At 43.6% G+C, this 6,663-nt stretch carries 5 protein-coding genes and 2 pseudogenes; 5 read left to right on the top strand and 2 right to left on the bottom strand.

The genetic code is table 11. From position 1 onward, the window contains the following. Positions 1-205: pseudogene (locus Xkoz_RS11215) on the bottom strand (IS1634 family transposase); the annotation flags it as partial. Positions 206-241: 36 nt separating this feature from the next. Beyond that, positions 242-316 (bottom strand): annotated as a pseudogene (locus Xkoz_RS23010) (hypothetical protein); the annotation flags it as partial. Between the two features lie 662 nt (positions 317-978). Here Xkoz_RS23010 and Xkoz_RS11205 point away from each other — a divergent pair. From Xkoz_RS11205 to pstB, 5 genes are all read left to right on the top strand, one after another. Beyond that, positions 979-2,496: an MFS transporter gene (locus tag Xkoz_RS11205; protein ID WP_099142241.1), complete on the top strand. Its 1,518-nt coding sequence runs from the start codon at positions 979-981 to the stop codon at positions 2,494-2,496. A gap of 356 nt (positions 2,497-2,852) precedes the next feature. After that, positions 2,853-3,893, top strand: a complete 1,041-nt coding sequence (pstS, locus tag Xkoz_RS11200) for a phosphate ABC transporter substrate-binding protein PstS (protein WP_099142240.1) — start codon at positions 2,853-2,855, stop codon at positions 3,891-3,893. Positions 3,894-3,969: 76 nt separating this feature from the next. Next, on the top strand, positions 3,970-4,929 hold the full coding sequence (pstC, locus tag Xkoz_RS11195) for a phosphate ABC transporter permease PstC (RefSeq protein ID WP_099142247.1): 960 nt from the start codon (positions 3,970-3,972) through the stop codon (positions 4,927-4,929). A 55-nt stretch (positions 4,930-4,984) separates the two neighbouring features. Beyond that, positions 4,985-5,842 (top strand): phosphate ABC transporter permease PstA, encoded by an 858-nt coding sequence (gene pstA, locus Xkoz_RS11190; protein ID WP_422646055.1) that lies wholly within the window; start codon positions 4,985-4,987, stop codon positions 5,840-5,842. Continuing rightward, the gene (gene pstB / locus Xkoz_RS11185; protein WP_099142238.1) at positions 5,842-6,648 is read left to right on the top strand and encodes a phosphate ABC transporter ATP-binding protein PstB; all 807 of its coding nucleotides are present in this window, start codon (positions 5,842-5,844) and stop codon (positions 6,646-6,648) included. Before pstA ends, pstB begins: the two co-directional genes overlap by 1 nt. Positions 6,649-6,663: the final 15 nt, after the last annotated feature.

Genomic DNA, 6,663 nt, shown 5'->3' with positions numbered 1-6,663 from the left:
TGCTGATCCCTTCGAAAGTCAGGAACACCCAACGGGCGGTTGGCGATTGTGTCTGCTTGTTCTTCATATCAGGGAAAAACGGTACGCTTTGTTTCAGTTGGTGGCGGATTTTATGCTCCAGCGCTGCATAGACCATGAGACAACATGTCATTACCATTAACAGCGCTTCTATCCGCTCCGGTTTTTTCAGGAAAATATGCGCTGAATATTTTGGGATAATGGCATCAATCATGCGGGGCAAACCGATTTCATGACAAAAAGCGGCGATAAGACCAAGATGATCAAGACGTTTAATGGCGGGTTTTGGTGTGGACATATTCGTTTTCCGGCAAATAAAAGTAATAGATCAAAATTGGCGACCACCGTCAATCCAGCCCAATGTATTAAAGCCCCCAAATAGGGACAGGATCACACTATTTTTAAATCAGGAATGTGGTGCGGAATGGCGGATTGATACCTTGTTTAATGGAGTGGGAATGATAATATTTTCTTTGCCTGAAAATGTTGCAATTAAATCATTGTCATGGATTTTGCCAGCTATTAATAATGATATACTGATATACCAATCTAACTTCAAGTTGCAGTTTGCAAACCAATGTAAGTGCTTATATTTCCCCGCGCAGCGGGGAGATATAAAACGCATCTTGAAAGGCGACTGGTATATAAGTGTATTATAGCATGTGATGCCTCCTCCAATGCGTACAATGTTAGCTTTATTGTCACGAATAATATTTAATCTAAAGGAAATTTATTGGGATATTCAATATGAAAACCCTATAGCTGTCGACATTCGAGAAATATATCAAATGAAATATCCATATTAAATTCAATAATTCAGCCAGAGGATAATATTAAGTTTAACTATTCATTAGATGAAATAAAACTGAAATTAGACAAATGGATTTATTCTAGCCATACTGATTGTCAATATATTTTTCAACATTTAAGTAACGATAATCAATAATAAAGGAGAAGGTAATGTTATTGAATGGTTCTACTAAAATCAATGAGAAAGTAGGGCTTCGAAATTGGTTAGGATTATTAATATTAATGCTACCGGTTTTATTAGTGACAGTCGATAACACTATTTTGGGTTTTGCCTTGCCAAAAATAGCCAGTGCACTAGAACCAAGTGCAAATCAACAGTTGTGGATAATTGACGCTTACGCATTGGTATTGGCAGGGCTTTTGGTATCTATGGGAAGTATTGGTGATCGCGTCGGTCATCGTTCTTTATTATTGTTTGGTTCATTAGGATTTACAATTGTTTCGGTTTTAACAGCACTATCTTCATCCCCAGAGCAACTGATTGCAGGGAGAGCTATGCTTGGTTTTTTTGGGGCTATGTTAATGCCTTCGACTTTATCATTAATCAGCTCTCTTTTTAAGAATCGTGAACAGCGTCGTTTAGCGGTTGCAATTTGGGCAACAACTTTAACTGTCGGTTCTGCTCTTGGTCCCATTATTGGTGGTGTTCTATTACAATATTTTGATTGGAAGTCAATTTTCTTAATAGCGGTACCTGTTTTAGTACCCTTAATAATTTTTGGCCCCATTCTACTACCTGAATCTGATAAAAAGAATACAGGAATTATCGATCTCTACAGTGTTCTATTGTCAATCATAGCAATGGCTGGGGTTGTATATGCGATTAAGCAATTTGCCAGTAATGGCTTCGAAATTAGTGTGATTTTAGAATTTGCTATTGGTTTAATTGCAGGTGTTCTTTTTGTTCGCCGACAAAAAAAATTATTAGTTCCTTTTATGGATATTTCTCTATTTAAAAATGGGGTATTTACTGGCTCAATCATAGTTAATTTACTTAGCTTAGGCTTATTAATTGGATTTGTATTTTTTGCCACCCAATTTTTACAAATTGTACTTGATATGAAACCGATATCTGCTAGTCTTGCGCTAGTCCCCGGTCAAATTATTGCGATTTTTATTGGAATTGCTATTGTACCTGTTGCACAACGAGTACCTGCATACTGGCTTGTTCCAATTTTATTGACACTAGCTGGTTCAGCATTTTTTCTAATTGCTTGTGTAGGCAGTGAATTAACTTCAATAGTCATAGCTTTTGCATTGTTGAATATTGGTGTAGGTTCAATCGCTTCAGTTTCTAATGATCTAGTTCTTTCATCTGTACCTTCTTCCAAAGCTGGAGCAGCTTCAGCAATAAGTGAAACTGCTTATGAGGTTGGTGTAGTTCTTGGCACAACAATTTTAGGAGGATTAATCACTGCTTTTTATCGTTTAACTTTGGTATTGCCAGATGGAATTTCTTTGGAACAAACAGAGTTAGCTTTAGAAACTTTAGCTGGAGCTTATGTAGTAGCAGATTCTCTCGCTGGAAATCAAGGCCGTCAATTAATGGATTCTGCCTCATATTCTTTCTCAAATGCTGTTAATATCACCAGTTGGTTAACAGTAGTGTTAACTGGATTAGTAGTTTTTATATCTTGGTATCTACTGAAAGCACAGAAGATAAAATGAGTATTTAGATAATATGAGACAGTATTAAGTAATAATAGCTTAATACTGTTTTGATGAAATTTAATTTCATCTTTAAAAGTGGTTATATTTTCCTAAAATAAGAGACTCAGTGACGGTTCATTCTTTTTTAAGCAATATGGGGATATTAGTATTTCCACGCCGGGCTAATAAGAGAGTGGTATCGTGGTATCACCCCCAAACCGTTCTGTCATAAAAATGTCATCATTCATACATTTTATTGTCATTGATTTCACCTATTTTCCTGCTTGAATCCTTTTTTATCTAAAAATCAGTTTGTCAGTGCTACGTGTTTAATAATGATGCGTATCCCAGTAGAAGACCCAATAGGAGAGAGTATGAAATCAATGCGTACCACCGTGGCGAGCATCATGGTTGCTGTATTTGCCATGACATCTCTGTCTTCATTTGCGGCCGCCAGCTTGACGGGGGCAGGTGCGACATTTCCTGCACCGATATATACCCAGTGGGCGGATTCTTATCAGAAAGCAACGGGTAACAAAATCAATTACCAAGGCATTGGCTCTTCGGGTGGCGTAAAACAGATTATCGCCAACACGGTTGATTTTGGTGCATCTGATGCCCCCCTTGCGGATGAAAAGTTGGCAGCGGATGGCTTGTTCCAGTTCCCAACGGTGATCGGTGGTGTTGTGCTGGCGGTGAACATTGTCGGTGTTCAATCTGGTCAGTTGATTCTGGATGGTAAAACCCTGGGGGATATCTATCTGGGGCATATCAAGAAATGGAACGATCCAGCGATTGCAAAGCTGAATCCAAATCTCAAACTGCCAGATCAAAATATTGCCGTGGTTCGCCGTGCTGATGGTTCAGGAACGTCTTACGTCTTCACCAGTTATCTGTCTAAAGTTAACCCGGATTGGCAACAAAAAGTGGGGGCTGGTTCGACCGTCAAATGGCCGACAGGATTAGGCGGCAAAGGTAATGATGGAATAGCCGCATTTGTTCAGCGTCTGCCCGGTTCGATTGGTTATGTCGAATATGCCTATGCCAAGCAGAATCACCTTGCTTATACCAAACTGGTTTCAGCAAGTGGTGCCGTGGTCGCGCCAACCGAAGAAAGCTTTAGCGCAGCAGCCAAAGGAGCAGACTGGAGCCGCAGTTTTGCTCAGGATCTGACAAACCAGAAAGGCGATAATGCGTGGCCAATTACCTCGACCACCTTCATTCTGATCCACAAACAACAGGCAAATGCGGCGAAGGGTGCCGAAGTGCTAAAATTCTTCGATTGGGCTTATGACAACGGCAAACAACAGGCAAAAGCGCTGGATTATGCCACGTTGCCAGAAGAGGTCGTCAGCCAGGTGCGGGCAGCATGGAAAAGCAATATCAAAGACGACGCTGGCAAGCCGCTCTATTGATGGCTTGTGTGGATCGGCGATGATGAAATCTCCCCCTTTAGTCAGGGGGAAATAACCCAGAATGAGAATTAAGCGTATGGCCGAACGTCAAACGGCACTGAAAGCACCAAGAAAAAATGGCGATATTATTTTTAGCGCCCTGGTCAGGTTAGCGGCGCTATTAACGTTATTTCTGTTGGGCGGCATTATCATTTCGCTGATCATTTCTTCCTGGCCGAGCATGCAAGCCTTTGGCTTGTCTTTCTTATGGAGCAAGGAATGGGATGCACCAGCCGGCGTGTTTGGCGCATTAGTGCCGATTTATGGCACATTGATGACTTCATTCATTGCCCTGATTATCGCGGTTCCGGTGAGTTTTGGCATCGCCTTGTTTCTGACGGAATTAGCCCCAAACTGGTTAAAACGCCCGTTGGGGGTGGCGATTGAGCTATTGGCAGCGATCCCCAGTATTGTCTACGGTATGTGGGGGCTGTTTGTTTTCGCGCCACTGTTTGCGACCTATTTCCAGCAACCCCTGGGTGACTTGCTCTCAAGCATTCCTATCGTGGGGGAATTGTTCTCTGGGCCTGCCTTTGGTATCGGCATCCTGGCCGCGGGTGTCATTCTTGCCATCATGATCATCCCCTATATTGCTTCTGTCATGCGTGATGTCTTTGAACAAACCCCGGTCATGATGAAAGAGTCAGCCTATGGCATCGGTTGTACGACATGGGAAGTGATTTGGCATATCGTCTTGCCTTATACCAAAAATGGCGTAATTGGTGGCGTCATGTTGGGGCTGGGTCGGGCATTGGGAGAAACAATGGCGGTCACCTTTATTATTGGTAATACCTACCAACTTGATAGTTTGTCTTTGTATATGCCGGGGAACAGTATCACTTCCGCGCTGGCAAATGAGTTTGCTGAGGCAGAATCTGGCCTGCATACCGCCGCATTGATGGAACTGGGGCTGATCTTGTTTGTCATCACCTTTATTGTCTTGGCATTGTCGAAATGGATGATCATGCGTTTGGCAAAAAATGAGGGGCGGCGCTGAGATGACCATCAATAAGGTATCGTCACGTTTAGTCAGTACAGTCAATGAAGCGGACATGAAAAGCCGCCGTCGCATGCAATCATGGCGCCGTCAAAAAAATCGGGTAGCGTTGATGCTATCAATGCTGACGATGGCGTTCGGTTTATTCTGGCTAAGCTGGATCTTAATTTCCACCATCACTAAAGGCATCGATGGTATGTCGCTGGCGTTATTTACTGAAATGACGCCACCCCCTAATGCCGATAGCGGTGGGCTGGCAAACGCCATTGTTGGCAGTGGCTTGCTGATCTTCTGGGCGACAGTGTTTGGGACGCCATTGGGGATTATGGCGGGAATTTATCTGGCAGAATATGGGCATCGTTCATGGTTGGCAGAAACCACCCGCTTTATTAATGACATCCTGCTTTCAGCCCCTTCGATTGTCGTCGGATTGTTTGTCTACACGGTTGTGGTGGCGAAAGTGCAACACTTCTCTGGTTGGGCAGGGGTGATTGCGCTGGCACTGTTGCAGATCCCCATCGTGATTCGCACGACAGAAAATATGCTGAAACTGGTGCCGGATAGCCTGCGTGAAGCCGCTTATGCGCTGGGAACACCGAAATGGAAAATGATCTCGGCCATTACCTTGAAGGCGTCGATATCCGGCATTATGACCGGTGTGTTGCTGGCGATTGCCCGTATTGCGGGTGAAACGGCGCCATTGCTGTTCACTTCACTTTCCAACCAGTTCTGGAGCACGGATCTCAGCCAGCCGATTGCAAACTTGCCGGTCACGATTTTCAAGTTTGCCATGAGTCCATTTTCTGACTGGCAGCAGTTGGCATGGGCGGGAGTATTGCTGATTACTGTGTGCGTACTGTTAATTAACATTGTCGCGCGTGCCCTATTTGCGAAGAAAAGAGACAAGCATTGATGGATAAGGCTAATGATATTGCGGTAGATAAAGTTGTGGTAGATAAAATCGCAGGAAGTAAGATTCAGGTGCGTGATCTGAATTTCTATTACGGCAAATTTCATGCATTGAAAAATATTACGTTGGATATTGCACAAAACAAGGTTACGGCATTCATTGGGCCGTCGGGCTGTGGCAAGTCCAGCTTACTGCGTACTTTCAACAAAATGTATGAACTGTACGGTGATCAGCGAGCTGAAGGTGAAATTATTCTGGATGGCACGAATATCCTGACCGACAAGCAAGATATTGCCTTGTTACGGGCTAAAGTTGGTATGGTCTTCCAGAAACCGACCCCCTTCCCGATGTCCATTTACGACAATATTGCTTTCGGGGTGCGCCTGTTTGAGAAACTGCCCAGGGCAGAGATGGACGAACGTGTCCAATGGGCGTTAACCAAAGCGGCCTTGTGGAATGAAACCAAAGATAAATTACACCAGAGTGGAAATAGCCTTTCTGGTGGACAGCAACAACGTCTGTGCATCGCCCGTGGTATTGCTATCCGTCCTGAGGTTTTGTTGCTGGATGAACCCTGTTCGGCACTTGATCCGATCTCCACAGGGCGCATTGAAGAGTTAATCAGCGAATTGAAATCGGAATATACCGTCGTGATCGTCACCCATAACATGCAGCAGGCGGCTCGTTGTTCAGATTACACGGCATTTATGTACCTTGGTGAACTGATTGAATTTAGCGATACCGATAGATTGTTCACGACGCCGAAGATGAAACAGACCGAAGATTACATTACTGGCCGTTACGGTTAATAGGGGGTATGCATA

This window comes from Xenorhabdus kozodoii (assembly GCF_002632875.1).
Lineage (GTDB): Bacteria > Pseudomonadota > Gammaproteobacteria > Enterobacterales > Enterobacteriaceae > Xenorhabdus > Xenorhabdus kozodoii.
This window is presented reverse-complemented; position numbering and strand designations above follow the sequence as displayed.

What these genes read in the sequence shown, in the direction of transcription:
- pstC (WP_099142247.1), top strand. Translation starts at nt 3,970, where the DNA reads ATGGCCGAACGTCAAACGGCACTGAAAGCACCAAGAAAAAATGGCGAT.
- pstS (WP_099142240.1), top strand. Translation starts at nt 2,853, where the DNA reads ATGAAATCAATGCGTACCACCGTGGCGAGCATCATGGTTGCTGTATTT.
- pstA (WP_422646055.1), top strand. Translation starts at nt 4,985, where the DNA reads ATGAAAAGCCGCCGTCGCATGCAATCATGGCGCCGTCAAAAAAATCGG.
- Xkoz_RS11205 (WP_099142241.1), top strand. Translation starts at nt 979, where the DNA reads ATGTTATTGAATGGTTCTACTAAAATCAATGAGAAAGTAGGGCTTCGA.
- pstB (WP_099142238.1), top strand. Translation starts at nt 5,842, where the DNA reads ATGGATAAGGCTAATGATATTGCGGTAGATAAAGTTGTGGTAGATAAA.